General features: G+C 59.5%; 13 protein-coding genes and 1 riboswitch. Of the genes, 5 read left to right on the forward strand and 8 right to left on the reverse strand.

Features of this window, described 5'->3' with window-relative positions:
- A complete protein-coding gene (locus F1563_RS14060; RefSeq protein WP_230845041.1) occupies positions 1 to 402 on the reverse strand; it encodes a hypothetical protein in 402 nt (133 codons plus the stop codon).
- Positions 403 to 689: 287 nt separating this feature from the next.
- Here F1563_RS14060 and F1563_RS04295 point away from each other — a divergent pair, with 287 nt between their 5' ends.
- The 4 genes from F1563_RS04295 to F1563_RS04310 all read left to right on the forward strand — a co-directional run bounded on the left by F1563_RS04295 (position 690) and on the right by F1563_RS04310 (position 3,636).
- A complete protein-coding gene (locus tag F1563_RS04295) occupies positions 690 to 1,616 on the forward strand; it encodes an ABC transporter substrate-binding protein (protein ID WP_002527820.1) in 927 nt (308 codons plus the stop codon).
- A gap of 287 nt (positions 1,617 to 1,903) precedes the next feature.
- Positions 1,904 to 2,587 (forward strand): amino acid ABC transporter permease, encoded by a 684-nt coding sequence (locus tag F1563_RS04300; protein ID WP_230845051.1) that lies wholly within the window; start codon positions 1,904 to 1,906, stop codon positions 2,585 to 2,587.
- 35 nt (positions 2,588 to 2,622) lie between these two features.
- Entirely contained in the window at positions 2,623 to 3,384 is a 762-nt protein-coding gene (locus F1563_RS04305; protein WP_002527822.1) for an amino acid ABC transporter ATP-binding protein, read from the forward strand.
- 45 nt (positions 3,385 to 3,429) lie between these two features.
- Positions 3,430 to 3,636, forward strand: coding sequence for an RNA-binding S4 domain-containing protein (locus F1563_RS04310; protein WP_002527823.1), 207 nt, complete (start codon positions 3,430 to 3,432; stop codon positions 3,634 to 3,636).
- An 80-nt stretch (positions 3,637 to 3,716) separates the two neighbouring features.
- Here the strand turns inward: F1563_RS04310 and F1563_RS04315 are convergent, their stop codons facing one another.
- The 5 genes from F1563_RS04315 to F1563_RS04335 form a co-directional block, all read right to left on the reverse strand.
- The gene (locus F1563_RS04315; protein WP_002527824.1) at positions 3,717 to 5,192 is read right to left on the reverse strand and encodes a S8 family serine peptidase; all 1,476 of its coding nucleotides are present in this window, start codon (positions 5,190 to 5,192) and stop codon (positions 3,717 to 3,719) included.
- Positions 5,193 to 5,397: 205 nt separating this feature from the next.
- The gene (meaB, locus tag F1563_RS04320; RefSeq protein WP_002527825.1) at positions 5,398 to 6,435 is read right to left on the reverse strand and encodes a methylmalonyl Co-A mutase-associated GTPase MeaB; all 1,038 of its coding nucleotides are present in this window, start codon (positions 6,433 to 6,435) and stop codon (positions 5,398 to 5,400) included.
- Positions 6,436 to 6,597: 162 nt separating this feature from the next.
- Entirely contained in the window at positions 6,598 to 8,787 is a 2,190-nt protein-coding gene (gene scpA / locus F1563_RS04325; RefSeq protein WP_002527826.1) for a methylmalonyl-CoA mutase, read from the reverse strand.
- Entirely contained in the window at positions 8,784 to 10,694 is a 1,911-nt protein-coding gene (gene mutA, locus F1563_RS04330; protein ID WP_002527827.1) for a methylmalonyl-CoA mutase small subunit, read from the reverse strand. Before mutA ends, scpA begins: the two co-directional genes overlap by 4 nt.
- Before the next feature lie 80 nt (positions 10,695 to 10,774).
- Positions 10,775 to 11,026: riboswitch (cobalamin riboswitch) on the reverse strand.
- A gap of 70 nt (positions 11,027 to 11,096) precedes the next feature.
- The gene (locus tag F1563_RS04335) at positions 11,097 to 12,059 is read right to left on the reverse strand and encodes an alpha/beta fold hydrolase (protein ID WP_002527828.1); all 963 of its coding nucleotides are present in this window, start codon (positions 12,057 to 12,059) and stop codon (positions 11,097 to 11,099) included.
- Between the two features lie 184 nt (positions 12,060 to 12,243).
- On the opposite strand from F1563_RS04335, the gene F1563_RS04340 reads away from it, so the two are divergent.
- The gene (locus F1563_RS04340) at positions 12,244 to 13,410 is read left to right on the forward strand and encodes a nucleotide sugar dehydrogenase (RefSeq protein ID WP_002546501.1); all 1,167 of its coding nucleotides are present in this window, start codon (positions 12,244 to 12,246) and stop codon (positions 13,408 to 13,410) included.
- A gap of 8 nt (positions 13,411 to 13,418) precedes the next feature.
- Here the strand turns inward: F1563_RS04340 and F1563_RS04345 are convergent, their stop codons facing one another.
- Positions 13,419 to 14,654, reverse strand: coding sequence for an alpha-amylase family protein (locus tag F1563_RS04345; RefSeq protein ID WP_002527830.1), 1,236 nt, complete (start codon positions 14,652 to 14,654; stop codon positions 13,419 to 13,421).
- Between the two features lie 47 nt (positions 14,655 to 14,701).
- Positions 14,702 to 16,126 (reverse strand): amino acid permease, encoded by a 1,425-nt coding sequence (locus tag F1563_RS04350; protein WP_002527831.1) that lies wholly within the window; start codon positions 16,124 to 16,126, stop codon positions 14,702 to 14,704.
- Between the last annotated feature and the right edge of the window lie 26 nt (positions 16,127 to 16,152).

The following is a 16,152-nucleotide window of genomic DNA, read 5'->3' on the forward strand; positions in this document are numbered from 1 at the left end:
TCACTCGCGGTACAGACTTTCGACGCAGTGGTCACGATACCAATGTTCAGCGCACACCTGGACCCGAAGATCTGCTGCACGCAGAGTATCCCCAGGGCTCACATCAGAATTGACACCCACCTTGCCGCCAATGTTTACGTGCCCGATTCTCCTCCACGAGTACCCTTGCTGGCGAGCATTGACATGGCCTGAGTTAGAACCAGTTGACGCCAAGGTTCCGGTGACCCTCACTGCCTTGCCAACCCAGCCCCGATGTGTCACTCCGTAGGTGTATCGACCATGAAAACTGACATTTTGTCCCGTATCGATCCCTATATTTCCACTAGTAGAAGCAAACGCACCAACAGCCATTCCGAATGTCAATACCACAGTAACCCCGACGACACCCGCAAGTCGTTTCACCACAGCCCCTCCGTTGTCAATTCTACACGCCACTCTTGATCGATTACTCACTATATTTAACGCATATATTATAACTCTCATAACCTAAACACAAACAAATTCTTCAATATTGTATTCCTTCATCTGCAGCACATTGTCCATTCGTACAACTGACCCCGGAGAACCCCATCTACAGATAGCCTCTCGCTTCTAGCGCCACTACCCCCTCGACTTGAAGTTATGCTCTGGTATGCATAATTATGTATCCCTCGGTGTCGCCCGACACCACACCAGCGAAGGAACGTCACATGAAGACTTTGCGCCACGCCGTCGGTGCCTGCCTGACCGTCACCGCTCTTGCCGTGAACGGATGCACCTATGCCTCCGAGGAGTCCGCCACCTCCGAAGGTAATTCCAGCGGCACCGGGCCCTCGTCTAATGCCGAGATCATCGAGTCGATCAAGAAGGATCCCACTATCGCCACAATGGTTCCCGACGACATCAGGAAGTCCGGAACCCTGCGCAACGGCGCAGCGGCCAACTACGCTCCCGCCGAGTTCATCGACACCGACGGCTCCACCGTTGTCGGCCAGGACATCGACTACATCACCGCCGTCGGGAAGATCCTGGGCCTCAAAGTGACGACCGCCAACACGGCTTTCCCCAGCCTTATCCCGGCCATCGGCTCAAAGTACGACGTCAGTGCCTCCTCCTTCACGATCACCCCAGAACGTCAAAAACAAGTCACCATGACCTCCTACTTCAAGGCCGGGTTCTCGATCGCCGTCCCTAAGGGCAACCCCAAAAAGATCTCCCCTGACGACCTGTGCGGCCACTCCGTCGCCGTCCAAACCGGCACGGCCCAGGAAACCACGGCCCAGCAGAAATCCAAGCAGTGCGTCAAGGCCAACAAGAAGCCCGTTGACCTGCTGTCCTACGCGTCCCAGTCCGACGCCACCACGAACGTCGCTGGAGGCAAGGCCGACGTCCTCTATGCCGACTCGGTCATCACCGGCTACGCCATCAAGCAGACATCCAAGCTGGAGGCCCTCGGCGGCATCACTGATGCCTCCAAGTTCGGTGTCGCCACCGCCAAGAATGACGGTGGTCTATCGAAGGCCATTCAGGTAGCAACGCAGAAGCTCATCGACGACGGCACAATGAAGAAACTGCTGACTGCATGGGGCACCGAGGACGGTCTCATTAAGACCTCTCAAATCAATCCCGAGTCGTGATCACACCCAACTGAAAGGCATCCACGGTGGCCAACCACCACGCCGATATTCCCAATCGCATCCACGCCCGTGACGTCGCACATCCCGGCACCTGGATCGCGGCCATCATCGTCGCGATCCTAGCGCTGGTCTTCATCGAGGGGCTTGTGAGGAACCCCAACTATCAGTGGTCGGTAGTGTGGCTATACCTGCGTGACGTCAAAGTCATTACCGGTATCGGTTACACCATTCTGCTGACCTTTGCAGCGATGCTCCTCGGAACCGCTGTAGCCCTCCTCATGGCCATCATGAGACAGTCCCGTAACCCCGTATTGCGTGGCGTGTCATGGGCATACATCTTCGTATTCCGGGGTGTCCCGGTGTACACCCAGTTAGTGTTCTGGGGCCTGCTCGCAGTACTGTATCCCACCCTTTCCGTCGGAGTGCCCTTTGGTGGCCCACAACTCGCCAGTCTCGAAACAGAAAAAATCGTCACGGCGCTAGCAGCCGCCATCATCGGCCTCGGTCTCAACGAAGGCGCCTACCTAGCCGAAATCACCCGCTCAGGTTTAGAGTCCGTCGACGCGGGCCAGACCGAAGCGGCCAAGGCCCTCGGCATGAAACCCTCCCTCATCATGCGACGCGTCATTATTCCTCAGGCGATGCGGGTCATCATCCCGCCGCTGGGCAACGAAACTATTGGCATGCTCAAGACAACCTCGCTGGTCCTTGCCGTGCCCTTCACCCTCGACTTGCAGTACGCCACCAGCGCCATCGCAAACCGCATCTACGCTCCAATTCCGCTGCTTATCGTCGCTGCCTTTTGGTACCTCGTTATGACGAGTGTCCTCATGGTCGGGCAACATTTCCTCGAGCAGTACTTTGGTCGCGGATTTAATGGAAAGTCCTCGTCGAAGCGTCTGCATCGCCAGGCCGCCATCCAAGCGGCTGGAACTACGCATAAAAATATTGCCCTGGAGGTCGAGCAGTGAACACGTCCGTCGAAGCACCTGTAAGCACCGAAACGATGGTGCATATCAGGGCACTACACAAGGAATTTGGCCCGCTGCACATCCTCAAAGGAATCGACCTCGACGTCGCTCCTGGTGAGGTCTGCGTCCTACTCGGCCCGTCCGGCTCTGGGAAATCCACCCTGTTGCGATGCATCAACCAACTGGAGACCTTCGAAGCAGGGGAAATCTGGGTCGGCGGCGAACGTGTAGGCTACGAGCGCGATCCGCTCCCCGACGGTCGGCTCAAGAAGCTTTCTGACAAAGACATTGCCGCTCAGCGCGCCCGCGTCGGAATGGTCTTCCAGCGTTTTAATCTCTTCCCCCATATGACCGCCTTGGGCAACGTCATGGAGGCCCCCATCAAGGTGTCGGGACTCAACAAGGAAGAGGCGAAACCGCTAGCCATGGCCTTGTTAGACCGTGTCGGCATGGCTGATCGGGCTGACCATTACCCCGCTGAGCTGTCCGGCGGCCAGCAGCAGCGCGTCGCTATTGCCCGCGCTATGGCGATGAAGCCCGAGCTCATGCTCTTCGACGAGCCCACCTCAGCCCTCGACCCCGAACTCGTCGGTGAGGTGCTGAGTGTCCTCAAGGATCTTGCCCGCGAAGGCATGACAATGATCGTCGTAACTCACGAGATGGGATTTGCCCGGGAGGTCGCAGACCATATCGTGTTCATAGATGGCGGAGTCGTCGTCGAAGCTGGCTCCCCCGATCAAGTTATTGACAACCCGAAATCCGACCGTCTACGCGGGTTTATCGATTCTGTGCTGTAGGGTGTCATGACTTCATGACACAGTGGCACCGTGCATGACGATCAGATGATCAGGCTCGGCCAGTATCTCAAGTTCGCCAATCTCGCCGAGACTGGCGGGCAGGCCCGCGAACTCATCGCTTCAGGGATGGTCAGCGTCAATGACGAGGTGGAGACCCGACGGGGACGTCAGCTTCACCCCGGTGATGAGGTGAGAGTCACGAACTGTGGACAGACCGTCACCCAGATTGTCGATCTCACCGACCCCTGGTAATTCCATACAGCTCATCACGACGGCGGGTGGCCTGGATTCATATGGCCCAGGCCGCCCATCGTCCACAGGGGTCTTAACTATCAGGCCGACTTAGCTGCCTTGACCGCCTTACGGGCATCAACGATGCCGGTGCCGCAACTGGACGTGCATTTAGCTGGGTTTACTGACTGCTTGAGGATCTCCTCAATCCTTGCGGGGGTAAGGCGCGGGTTAGCCGCAACCATGAGAGCAACAACGGCGGAGACGTGCGGGGCTGCCTGGGAGGTGCCCTCCATGTAGCCATAGGCCGGGGACCCCGGAGTCGTCTTGCCGTTATTGACGGTGGAGAGGATCAGGTCACCGGTGTGATCGTCTCCGCCGGGAGCCGAGACGTCAACCGCCGAACCGTAATTCGAGAAGTACGACTGGGCGCCTGTCTCACCAGTCGCTCCGACGACAACCACATTACGGCAGTTGCCAGGCGTCGATTTACGGACGTCCCTCATCTCGTTACCGGCTGCCACCACGACGGTTGATCCACGAGAGACGGCCGCGTCAATGGCCCGCTGATAGCTGGTCGGGCAATAGTTGGACGAGTCACCGAGGCTCAAGTTAATAACCTTGGCGGGGTTGCGGTTAGTGGGAACACCCGGCACCTCGCCACCGGAAGCCCAGGTGATGCCGTCGGCAATGTCGACATCGGTTCCACCGCAGTGGCCCAGTGCCCGCACTGGCAGAATCTTGGCACCGGGAGCGGCCCCGGCAACGCCCCTGCCATTGTTGGTCGCGGCACCAACGATGCCGGCCACGTGAGTTCCGTGCCATGATGACGGGACGTCACGTCGAGTGCATGTTCCCGCCTTAGTCCAGTCCCCCTCATCGGCGGGATTCGAATCGCGACCGTCACCGTCACCCGCCACGTGGCTGTCGGAGATGAAGTCATAACCAGGCAGGATCTTGCCATCCAGATCCGGGTGCTTAGTGATGCCGGAGTCAATGACGGCCACAGTCACTCCGGATCCTGTGCTGGTTGCCCATGCGCCGGGAGCGTCAATCCCCTTCTCAGAGTTCAAGCCCCACTGACGAGTCCAGTACTGGTCATTCGGGGGCGACGATACGGCAGCGGGACGGGCACCAGTGTTCTCATTAATCGTCATGTGCAAGACGGGTTCAACGGACTCCACCTCGGGGTTGCGTTCGATCTCAGACGCAAAGGCCTTAGCCGCCGTGGCATTGAACCCTCGAGAAACCTGAACCGACATAGAGTTGTTTGCATGGGCCAACGACTCGATGACGCGGGCGCCTCGTACCTTCACAGCTCGATCCACCGCTCCTCGCAGAGCCGTGCTGGTTGCCCGCATCGCGGAGGCGGTATGAGCCGCCCTCGAAACGCCCTGAGCAGAAGTCGAACGGTCCTTGAGGTGGACGACGAACCCGCTGGTGGACTGCGTGAAATCGTAAGTACGCAGCGGTGAGGTCGTAAAGCCAGGAGCAGCATTGCTGGGGACAGCGGTCACGGCAAGTGATACGCCGGTGATCGCGCTGAGCAGCAAAGTCAACGTACGACGTGATGCCATATGTCCATTCCTCTCGGTTTGCTGAAGATAGAATTAACCTACGGTGGCAACGGGTCATTGAGACATAACCCGGAAACTTCTCACACAGCGATCAAGAAACCCTCTTGAAACACGACCGCATTAGCGCCAGTACTGAGTATGTTCCCGCATGACGAGGTCGGGAGTGCTAAGCGCTCCCAACCAGTCACTGCTGTGATCCCTCACCTCAGGACCCACTCGTCAACTCCCCCTGAGCCCACGGAAGGTTCGGCACGGCGCGTGCGAAGGCGCGCAGGATCTCCTCGGCCCCCTCCAGAGCGCTAGTGGCCTCGGTGCCCAATCCCGCCTCAATACGCTCTGCTGTCTGCTGGACGCGAAGGTCAGTATCCAGAGACTCCAAAATCTCATTGCGGACCATATTCCACAGCCATTCTCGCTGCTGCTCCGTACGGCGAACCTGCAGGGAACCGTCCTCCTCCAGATACGCGCGGTGATCGACAATCGCCTGCCAGACGTCGTCAAGGCCCTCCTCGGTGTACGAGGAACAGGTAAGCACAGGAACACGACGCTTGTCCGCGTCAGAGGACACAAGCTTCATAGCAATAGACAGATCTCGGGCGGAAACTCGCGCATTACCCGCATTGTCGCCATCAGCCTTGTTGACCGCGACGACGTCAGCAAGCTCCAGAATGCCCTTCTTAATGCCCTGAAGCTGGTCCCCAGTACCGGCGACCGACAGCATGAGGAAAGTATCGACCATTCCGGCGACGGCCACCTCAGACTGGCCCACGCCCACAGTCTCAACGAGGACGACATTGTAACCAGCCGCCTCCATAACGATCATCGCCTCCCGGGTAGCACGGGCAACGCCACCAAGGTGGCCGCCCGATGGTGAGGGACGCACGAATGCCTCGTCACGGTTAGCCAGATCGCCCATCCGGGTGCGGTCACCCAGAATCGATCCACCAGTTCGCGTCGAGGAAGGATCGACGGCCAGGACGGCGACCTTGTAGTCAAACTCATCAATAAGCTTGCCGCCCATGGCGTTGATGAAGGTGGATTTGCCTGCGCCCGGAACACCCGAGATGCCGACTCGGATGGCATCGCCGGTGTGTGGAGCTAACCGGCGCAGCATCTCGCGTGCCTTCTCACGATGAGCCGGCTTGCTCGACTCCACCAGAGTCAGTGCCCTGGCGATGTGCTGTCGGCTCCCAGCCAGGACTTGCTCAACCAATTCGGGGACGTCGATCGGCATTGTCACCATTCCTTCGTCGGTGGATGTCTCCACCGTACCGCCCACCGCCGACGGTTACAGCGACAGGCTTGTTTCGTGCGAGCTTTTCGTCATTGTCAGGGTGCGAAATGACCCCCGGAACCACAGCAAATCCCGGGGGTCACCATCCTCGGTCACCAAGACCGATCAGACTCAGTCGTCTTTGTGGGCAGCAAGCAGCTTTCCCATCAACTCGACGGCAGCGTCCGGGATAACGGTGCCGGGCGGGTAGATGGCCGCCGCGCCGTCCTTACGCAGCTCGTCGAAATCCTGGGTCGGGATAACGCCTCCGACGACGATCATGATGTCGGGACGGCCGAGCTTATCCAGTTCCTTTCGAAGAGCCGGCACCAGGGTGAGGTGCCCGGCGGCAAGCGAGGAGACACCGACGACGTGGACGTCGCCCTCAACAGCCTGTCGAGCAGTTTCCTCCGGGGTCTGGAACAGCGGGCCAACATCGACGTCCATACCAAGGTCGGCATAAGCGGTCGCAACGACCTTCTGGCCACGGTCGTGACCGTCCTGGCCCATCTTCGCGATCATAATGCGCGGACGGCGACCTTCCTTCTCCTCAAACTGCTTGATGAGCTCGTGGACCTTTTTGGTGGACTCGGAGTTGCCGGCTGCCTTGCTATACACGCCCTCAATGGTACGGATCTGCGCGGTGTAACGTCCGAAGACTTTCTCCATTGCGTCAGACATCTCACCGACAGACGCGTTGGCGCGCCCAGCGTCGATGCATAGCTTGAGCAAGTTACGGTCGGGGTCGCTCGGATCCGGGTTGGCGGCAGCCCAAGTGAGCTTCTCCAGAGCGGCCTGGCAGGCCTCCTCGTCGCGGTTGGCGCGAAGCTGCACAAGCTTGGCCTTCTGTTCCTTGAGCACCTGGGTGTTGTCGACCTTGAGGACCTCGAGGGGCTCCTCCTCGTCAAGACGATACTTATTGACGCCGATAAGGGGCTGACGACCCGAGTCGATGCGAGCCTGAGTACGAGCAGCGGCCTCCTCGATGCGCATCTTCGGGATACCCTTCTCGATAGCCTTGGCCATGCCACCGGCCTTCTCGACCTCCTGGATGTGGGCCCAGGCCTTGCGAGCCAGCTCAAGAGTGAGCTTCTCAACATAAGCCGAACCACTCCAGGGGTCGATGACGCGGCAAGTACCCGACTCCTGCTGGATGAACAGCTGGGTGTTCCGAGCGATACGGGCGGAGAAGTCGGTCGGCAGGGCGATGGCCTCGTCGAGGGAGTTGGTGTGCAGGGACTGGGTGTGTCCCTGGGTAGCTCCCATGGCCTCCACACAGGTACGAATGACGTTGTTGTAGACGTCCTGAGCGGTCAGCGACCAGCCGGAGGTCTGCGAGTGGGTACGCAGGCTCATCGACTTCGGATTCTTTGGTCCGAACTGGTTGACCAGCTTGGCCCACAGCATGCGGGCCGCTCGCATCTTGGCAACCTCCATGAAGAAGTTGGTGCCAATAGCCCAGAAGAAGGACAGGCGCGGTGCGAACTGGTCCACTTTCAGGCCCACCGACTCACCGGCGCGGATGTAATCGACACCGTCGGCCAAGGTGTAGGCCATCTCAATATCGGCAGTTGCGCCGGCCTCCTGCATGTGATAACCGGAAATCGAGATAGAGTTCCACTTCGGCATGTTCGCACTGGTGTATGCGAAGATGTCGGAAATGATCCGCATCGAAGGCAGCGGCGGGTAGATGTATGTGTTACGAACCATGAACTCTTTGAGAATGTCGTTCTGGATCGTTCCGGCGAGCTGCTCAGGTTTGGCGCCCTGCTCTTCGGCAGTAACAACGTACAGGGCAAGGATCGGCAGCACTGCGCCGTTCATCGTCATAGACACCGACATACGGTCGAGCGGGATGCCCGCGAACAGTTCACGCATATCCAGGATGGAGTCCACGGCCACACCAGCCATGCCGACGTCGCCAGGAACACGCGGGTTGTCAGAGTCGTAACCGCGGTGGGTCGGCAAGTCGAAGGCGACCGACAGGCCTTTCTGGCCCGCGGCCAGGTTACGGCGGTAGAACGCGTTGGACTCTTTGGCGGTGGAGAATCCGGCGTACTGGCGAATCGTCCACGGCCGGAAGGCGTACATAGTGGCGTACGGGCCGTGAGTGAACGGCGGCAAACCGGCGTAGGTGTCCAACCAGTCCATGTCACCGTAGACGTCCTCGGAGTAGAGGTGTCCCACCGGAATCTGCTCCGGCGTGGTCCAGGGCTCCTGCTCACCGGCAGCTGCGGCCAGCTTGGCGAACTGCTCCTGCGCGTCCGCGGGAACCGGAGAGTCCCCCAGATTGATGGAATCGAAACGAGGCAAGGTGGTCACTTGGCAACTCCCAACGTGTCCAGAGTGGTGGTCAGGACGTCAACGACGTCCATCCCGAGGTAAATGCGCCCATCGACGATTTTCTCGGCCTCGGCAGCGTCATCACCGAATTCTTTGAAGGCACCTGACAGGTAGACCAGCTTGGCGCCAGCCTCCTTGAGGGCTTTGGCGACCTCGAGGCCTTGAGCCGCGTAGGTCTTTGCATTCGAGCACAGGTCGGCAATCTCAGCACCAGACTCCTTGAAGGCCTTCACGACCTCTTCGGTGGTGCCTCCCTCACACTCGGGGGTCTCCATGCCGGCGATGTGCCACACCGGAGCAGAGAATCCCTCGCGAGGACCGAAGTCACGACGGGTGCCCAGGCAGGCTAGGAACACCTTCGGGCGCTCAGAGCAGGTAGCAGAGCGATCAACGAGGGCCTCGAAGATCTCAGCGTCGCGATGCCACTCCAGACCCTTGCGCTCGGCAATCTCGGGGAAAGGCTTGGTCTCAACGGTCTTCGCGTCGAGCAGCGGAAACTCGCTGACGGCCGTGATCGGCTGCTTGCGAGTAGCAAGGCGCTTAGTGCGCTCACCGTTGAGTTTGTCGAGCTCAGTGCGAACATGGCCTCCGGTAAGGGCGGCAACCATGCCACCAGCAGCCTCGACAGCCTGGAACTCGGCCCAACCGACCTCTTCCAGCTTCTTGGTCAATGCCTCGACGTAGAAGGAGCCACCGGCGGGGTCATTGGCGCGACCAATGTTCGACTCCTCGGCGAGGATGATGCCGGTGTTGCGGGCGATACGCCGGGAAAAGTCACCCTTCGGCAGACCAATAGCGGCATCGAATGGCAAGGTCGTGACGGCCTCGGCGCCACCGACCGCAGCGCCAAAGGTCGAGATCGTGCCACGCAGGATGTTGACGTAAGGATCGTCACGAGTGAGCTCACGCCAGCTCGTGACGGCCTCCTGACGAGCACCACACTTAGCAGCCGGTACCTCGAAAACCTCACCGACGCGGTTCCACAGGGTGCGCAGAGCACGCAGGCGGGAGATGGTGAGGAATTGGTCGTGGGTGGCCGAGACTCGGAAGTTGATGGAATCGAAGGCCTGCTCAGCCGTCAGTCCCTGCTCAATGAAGGCTCGGACGTACTCGACGCCAGTTGCGATGGCCCATGCGAGCTCATGCACGTCGCCAGCACCAGCGTTGTGATAAATGGTGGCGTCAACGACGAAGGGGCGGGAATTCTTGTAGTTCTCAGTCTTCTTAACCCACTCGGCCATCCCGGACAGGTCCGGGGTACCGCCGTTGAGGGCCGCAAAACCGATCGGGTCCAGGCCAAGGTTAAACGACAACTTGTCGGCATCGATCTTGGATTCGGCGTAGACGTCAAGGAGAGCCTGAGCAGCGGCTTCCTGGTCGTCACGGCTGGAAACTTCGACCTTAGCTAAGTCGAGCAACACGTCCTTGAGGTCGCCAGCGATATCCTCGGGCTTGATGGCGTCAGCTCCGACGCGCAGCCACAGGGACGTTACGCCACGCTCAAGGTCGGCGATCACGGCCTTCTTGGTGAACGCGACGTCGGGATCCTCATGAAGCGCCCGGACGTCCCACGCGTCCATGCTTCCGCCACGGATCGTGGTGCCGCGAGTGAAAGGCGGTACACCCGGAACGCCGAGTTTCTCGGGGGCATCCTGACGCCGGTACATCGGCTCGATCTGGATGGCATCGACCGTTGTCGGCTCGAGGCGCTTCATTCCCTGCTCAATGTTGAGTTCCTTGCCCTCGGGGCGACCCCGGTTCAAAACCTTGAGGACCGCGTCCTCCCACTGCTCGTGGGTGACCTTCGGGAAGTCCCCGGCCAGGCTCAACTCCTCGGGCATCCTGTCCTCGACAGACTTAGATGCGAGGTTGTCAGGATCAGTCATTCGTCAGACTCCTGCTCCGCTGTGGATGGTTGGACGACCTCGGTCGGCCCTCGAGACCTCGGACGTTATGGCACACGCGCGATGCACCACACGCTCTGGCAGGTATTCGGACTCATGGGCACCTCGTCTGCCGACGAGTCCTACGTCACCGCTTCCCAGGCCAAAACCCAGTGCTTGATCGACACCCACCCAATCCGAGAATCAGGTGAACGACGATGGTGATGTCGTTCCCACTCACCGCTGCGGGGCAGTTCCGGAGTCTCACCGGATTCCCTCTTGCCGCCTCAAAATCCCAAGACGGATTCCTCGGCACCAGCACCTACGATATTAGGCCGCGCACAATCGGCTTCACACAGCGGGGGTGCATATGCACGATTGTGCGTAGACGGCGTGAACGACCTCTCACCGCGCTTTCCGGGCCTGTGGGGTTCGGGGTCGGATCGCGACGGTGTTAATCCACTCCCACAGGTGGGCATGAACGTGCCGCCGATTGACCTCATTGAGGACCTCGTGGCGCCCACCCGGGTAGAGGATGACGTCCACCTCGCGGGACCCAGAATCCCGCAGCTGGTGAGCTACTCGACGCACTCCCCTGCCAGAATCGCCTACCGGGTCCTTGGCACCAGACATCAGTAAGACAGGCAAGGCCGGCGGGGTGGCACGGAACACCTCGGTGGAGTTGGCCAGCTGGATGAGCCGAACCAACTCGCGGTAAAACGCTGCCGTGCACACAAAACCGCACAACGGATCGTCCACATAGGCGTCGACGACGTGAACATCTCGCGACAGCCAGTCATAGTCTGTGCGAGCCGGGTAGAAAGCCCGGTTGAAGGAACCAAAAGATAACGTGTCAAGGAGTGGGCTGCGAGAATCCTCGCCCAGCATCAAAACCTGAGTCTGAGCCAGTCCCGTGGCGACGGTGCTTAACGGGCCAAGCGATGAACCCGTACCAATGGCGACCAACCCGGCCATCTCTCGCCCCCGACGAGCTGCTAAGACACGAGCCAGGAATGATCCCATCGAGTGGCCAACGAGAAACCATGGTTTCCCTTCAACCTCAGCCAAGAAATGGTCAGCAACCGCAGAGAGATCGTCAAGTAACTGGTGATAGCCGCGATCGGGGGTCGTACCGAGCTCCCTCATGGCAGCGGCACGAGGACCATGACCGCGGTGATCGTTGGCCACCACGAGCCATCCGTCATCTGCCAGGAAGCGAGCGACCTCGTCATACCTCGCGGCGTACTCGGCCATACCGTGACACAGCTGCACTAACCCCTTGATAGGTCGCACCCCACCTCCTTGGGGACGCCACACAAGGACGTCAATGTCGGCTCCGTCGTCAGCGGTGATGGTGATGGTGTCCATAATTCCTCCCCACGTTGCGACCCTCCAGCATATTGAGGTCTCACCGCTAAGTTCCCCCGCGGGTACAGAGACACCACCAACTCGCCGGAACACTGACCCTCACTAAGCGCGCGTCGCAACCACTCGTCACCGTCTCGTAAGGTCTTCGCCCTACACTCGTAGAGACCCGCTGAAAGGACCCATCGTGAAGATCGCCGTTGCAGGACTGGGCTATGTCGGCATGGCCAATGCCGTGTTACTCGCTCAGCACAACAGTGTCGTCGCTATTGATATCGACGCCGAACGCGTCGCGACGGTCAATACCGGACATACGACGATCGTCGACCCCCTTATCGCAGAGTACTTAGCCCATCACGACCTGGATCTGCGTGCCACGACTGATCCGCAGGAGGCGTACCGCGGAGCGGACTTTGTTGTCGTCGCTACCCCCACTAATTACGACCCTGACCAGAATTACTTCGACACCTCAAGTGTCGACGGGGTTCTTGACCTCGTTCAAGAGCTGGCTCCCGAAGCAACAATCGTCATCAAATCGACAATTCCGGTGGGTTTCGTTGAGGGTATCCGCACGGAGCGCCCCGGGATTGACGTCATGTTCTCCCCCGAGTTCCTGCGAGAGGGTAAGGCTCTATTCGACAACCTTCACCCCTCGCGGATCGTCGTCGGGGCAGACTCTCCCAAAGCTCACCTCTTCGCCGACCTCATGGCCGCCGGGGCCGCAGACACCGACATCCCGGTGCTCTTCGTCGGAGCCACCGAGGCAGAGGCCATCAAACTGTTTGCCAACACCTACCTGGCAATGCGGGTGTCCTTCTTCAATGAACTCGATACCTACGCCTCCCAGCGCGAGTTGTCGACCCGCCAGGTCATTGACGGGGTCTGCCTCGATCCTCGCATCAGCAACCATTACAACAATCCGTCCTTCGGATACGGCGGTTACTGCCTGCCTAAGGACACCCGTCAGCTGCTCGCCAATTACCAGGATGTGCCTCAGACCCTCATCCAGGCCATTGTCGATTCAAACACAGTGCGTAAGGACTTCATCGCCTCTGACATCATCGCCAGGGACCCGAAACGAGTGGGGATCTTTCGTCTCGTCATGAAGGCAGGATCGGACAACTACCGTTCCTCCTCAATCCAGGGCGTCATGAAGCGCATCAAGGCCAAGGGTATTGAGGTGGTCGTCTACGAGCCAACCTTTGAGGGGGACGAGTTCTTCCATTCGACTGTTACGAGGGATCTTGACTCCTTCAAAGCTGACTGCGACGTCATCATCGCTAACCGGATGTCACCGGACTTAGCCGACGTTGCGGACAAGGTCTACACCCGGGATCTCTTCGGCGAGGACTGACTCGCCGGTCAGGCTCGGCTAGACCAGATGATCTGACCGGCCTCACGGATGAGGGCCGAACAACCGTCACGCACATCGAGTTCGACGATGAGAGGTTCTACCCCCGGCACACCGCTGCGGTAGACGTAGCGTTCATTCGTGAGGTCGAGCGACTCGGTGCGAGCATCGACCAGCCACGGGTGACGGCGCCGCAGACCGAGAAGGTCTTGATGAGCGCGCAGGGCATCTGCGCCAAGGTCAGATAGATCCGCCGGGCTGGCCGGGAAAACCGGGCGAATGTCGTCGTCGCCTCCGAACCTCTCCTCCTTGATTCCGCGATAAGACAGTTCGTCCCCGTAGTAGATGAGCGGGATACCGCCGATAGTGGCGAGTATCGCGGTGGCGAGGGCGGCGCCGTCCTGCCCCACCTTCGAGGCGATGCGGGTGACATCGTGGTTGCCGACGAAAATCATTGGGGTGAAGGCGTCACTGAACTCGTTATGACGGCCTAGAGCGTAGTCAAGCTCGAAGAAGTTATGAGATTCGATGGAGGACCACATCGCCTTCCATAGTTCGTACTGGGTCACCGAATCCATTCCCGAGGCCCGAACGATACCCGCGTAATCGCCGTGAATGACCTCGCCAAAAATCCACACATCCGGGTGCGTCTCGCGCACCGAGGGCAGCACAGTAGCCCAAAATTCAGGGTTGACAGAGTAGGCGGCGTCCAGTCGCCAGCCGTCAACACCGCGATCACACCAATAGTTCATAACCCGGGTGACGAGTTCCCGCACTGCGGGGTCATCGTGGTTGAAGGCAACTAGGTCGCCATGACCCTCGAAGACGTCGAGCTGCCCGTCGCGCCAGCGAACCATGCGGCCGACATCTGAATTCGGCCCAGCACTCCACGCATCCTGCACGATGTGGTTCCGAATCGAGAGGTGGTTAAACACCCCATCGAGTAGCACTGATAAGCCCCGATCGTGGGCTGCCTCAATCAGGCGATCGAAGTCAGTGTCGTCGCCGAGCCGAGGGTCGATGGTGAAGTAGTCCAAGGTGTCGTAACCGTGGCTAGCAGAAGAGAAAACCGGCCCCAAGGCTAGACCGGAGCAACCCAGTGCCAGGGCATGGTCGAGCCAGGCCTCCAGATGACCGAGACGATGACTCACCTCATGAGACTCCAATCGCATCGGAGCCCCGACGAATCCCAGCGGATAGACATGCCACCCAATGAAGTGATCAACCCATCCGGGCCGCTGAGTCATGATGCCTCCCCGCTGTCGCAGTCGACCGACTATCACCCTTCATCATGTCAGTCGTGACGGAGATCGGCCGTCGAAAGGTCGGCATGAGGCGCCTTCGTGACGAGCTTGTGACCGATCCATAACACCAGGAATACCGGAATGGTGATGTAGGCGACGATCATGCCGGTGATATCTCCGCTGATAACTGCGTCTCGTCCCTGTCCCAGGGTGACGATGACACACAGTGCCCCCGCGACGATCGGCCCAGCGGGATACCACCGCGCTCGGTACGACAACTCGGATAGGTCGTGCCCCTGAGTCAGAAAGGCGCGTCGGAACTGGATATGGCATATCGCGATACCAATCCATGCGATGAATCCACACAAGCCGGATATATTGACCAGCCAGGTATACGCCTGGCCTGACCCCACCAAGGACGTAGCAAAACAGGCGGCGCCGACAAGGGTGGTGACGACGAGAGCCGGCACCGGAACACCTCGTCGATTAGTGCGACCAAGGATGCGGGGAGCCTTACCCTCTCGCGCTAGGGCGTAAAGCATCCGGGTAGACGCATAAAGCCCAGAGTTACCAGCCGACAGCACCGAGGTGAGGATAACCGCGTTCATGACAGCCGCCGCAGCAGCAACACCGGCCCGCTTCAAAACCAGCGTGAACGGGCTGACGGCAACGTCAGTGACCTCGCCCGCAAGCAGGTGCGGGTCGGTATACGGCAGCAACACACCAATGACGGCTATGGCACCGATGTAGAAAATCATGATCCGCCAAAAGATCTGACGAGTGGCCTTAGGAACCGCTATTCCGGGATCCTTCGATTCTCCTGCAGCAATTCCGATGAGCTCGGTGCCCTGGAAGGAGAATCCAGCAATGAGGAAGACGGTCATGATGCCACCGAACCCGTGGACGAAGGGCGCGTCACCACGATGCCAATAAGAAAGCCCGGGGGATGTCCCAATAAGCCCGGCGATCATGAGAACGCCAAGCACGAGGAAGACGATGACTGCCGTCACCTTGATGATGGCAAACCAGAACTCACCTTCGCCATACGCACGAGTCGATATGACGTTCAAGAGGAAGAGCAAGGCCAGGAATCCGACCGACCATATCCATGCCGGCACTCCGGGCCACCAGTAAGCCATAACGATGGATGCGGCGGCTAATTCTGCGGCGACTGTGATGGCCCAGTTGAACCAGTAATTCCACCCCAATGCGAAGCCAAAGGACGGTGAGACAAACCTAGTGGCGTAGGTTTCGAATGCACCTGGCACCGGGAGATAGGAGCTCATCTCGCCGAGAGATTGCATAAGCAGGAAGACCATGAGACCCATGGCGAGGTAGGCGATCAGGGCTCCGCCTGGTCCGGCCTGGGAGATCGTGGCACCAGATGCAACGAACAAGCCTGTTCCGATGGCCCCGCCGATTGCGATCATGTTCATATGCCGCGTGGAGAGCCCGCGCTTCAATTCGCCGTCCATGGTGGTCCTCAGATAGGAGCGCCCCG

The organism is Cutibacterium modestum (assembly GCF_008326345.1).
Classification (GTDB): domain Bacteria; phylum Actinomycetota; class Actinomycetes; order Propionibacteriales; family Propionibacteriaceae; genus Cutibacterium; species Cutibacterium modestum.